A 1,205-nucleotide genomic window follows, 5' to 3' on the forward strand; every position below is an offset into this window, starting at 1 on the left:
GGTAATCCTCCCCTAAATTAAAGGTGCACTACAGTAGAATTTTCTATCATAAACGAAGAGGAATTTTACTGATGAAGAAGCATCGATTTACGGAAAACCAGATCATGCAGATATTGAAACAAGCAGAGGGAGGAATTCCTGTGGCTGATTTATGCCGTGAGCATGGGATGAGCAGTGCGAGTTTTTATAAATGGCGCAGCAAGTATGGTGGAATGGATGCCGCCATGCTATCCGAAATGAAGGCGATAGCTGAAGAAAACAAACGGCTGAAACGGATGTATGCGGAAAGCCAGATGCAGAATGAATTGCTGAAGGAAGCACTCGGAAAAAAGTGGTAAAGCCCTCACAGCGCAAGGTGATAGCGCAGTGGGCGGTACAAAACAAGTCTATTAGTATCGGTTTGGCCTGTGCAACATTTGGCATCTCTGAAACTTGCTATCGCTATCGACGGGTACTCAACGATAAGAACGAGGAAATCGCCGATTGGTTGCTACGGCTAACGGCCTGTCACAAGCGTTGGGGCTTTGGTCTATGCTTCCTTTATTTGCGTAATGTGAAGGGTTTTGAATGGAATCACAAATGTGTGTATCGTATCTATCGCGAGTTGGAACTGAATTTACGGATCAAGCCGCGCAAGCGGTTAAAACGGGAGAAGCCGGAACCGCTTGCTGTGCCAGAACAACCCAATGATACATGGTCGATGGACTTCATGGCTGATCAGCTCACCAATGGCAGGTCTTTCCGTACCTTCAATGTGCTGGATGACTTCAATCGCGAGGGATTGGGAATAGAAGTGGATATATCGCTTCCATCAGAGCGTGTTGCACGTGCCCTGGATCAGATCATCGAATGGCGCGGCCAGCCAAGGAAGATCCGCTGTGATAATGGGCCGGAAAATATCAGCGGCACACTTCGTTGTTGGGCAAAGAAACGAGGTATCCAGCTTGATTACATCCAACCAGGAAAGCCACAGCAAAATGCCTACGTGGAACGCTATAACAGAACCGTTCGGCATGAATGGTTGGAGATGAATGAATTTGCAACCATTGAGGAAGCGCAACTTACCGCAACACAATGGCTGTGGATTTACAATAATGAACGTCCGAGTATGGCACTTGGAGGTATCACGCCAGCTATGAAGCTGGCAGAAGCTTTTAAACTAAAACTCTCTACTGTAAGCTCCCATTAAAAATGGGGGGATTACC

At 46.9% G+C, this 1,205-nt stretch carries 1 protein-coding gene; it reads left to right on the top strand.

Translation table 11 applies throughout. From position 1 onward, the window contains the following. Positions 1-71: 71 nt before the first annotated feature. A protein-coding gene (locus KF784_20295; protein ID MBX3121397.1) for an IS3 family transposase occupies positions 72-1,189 on the top strand; the annotation gives its coding sequence in 2 pieces (ribosomal slippage) (positions 72-324 and positions 324-1,189; 1,119 coding nt in all). Positions 1,190-1,205 lie beyond the last annotated feature (16 nt).

It is taken from the genome of Fimbriimonadaceae bacterium (genome assembly GCA_019638775.1).
Lineage (GTDB): Bacteria > Armatimonadota > Fimbriimonadia > Fimbriimonadales > Fimbriimonadaceae > JAHBTD01.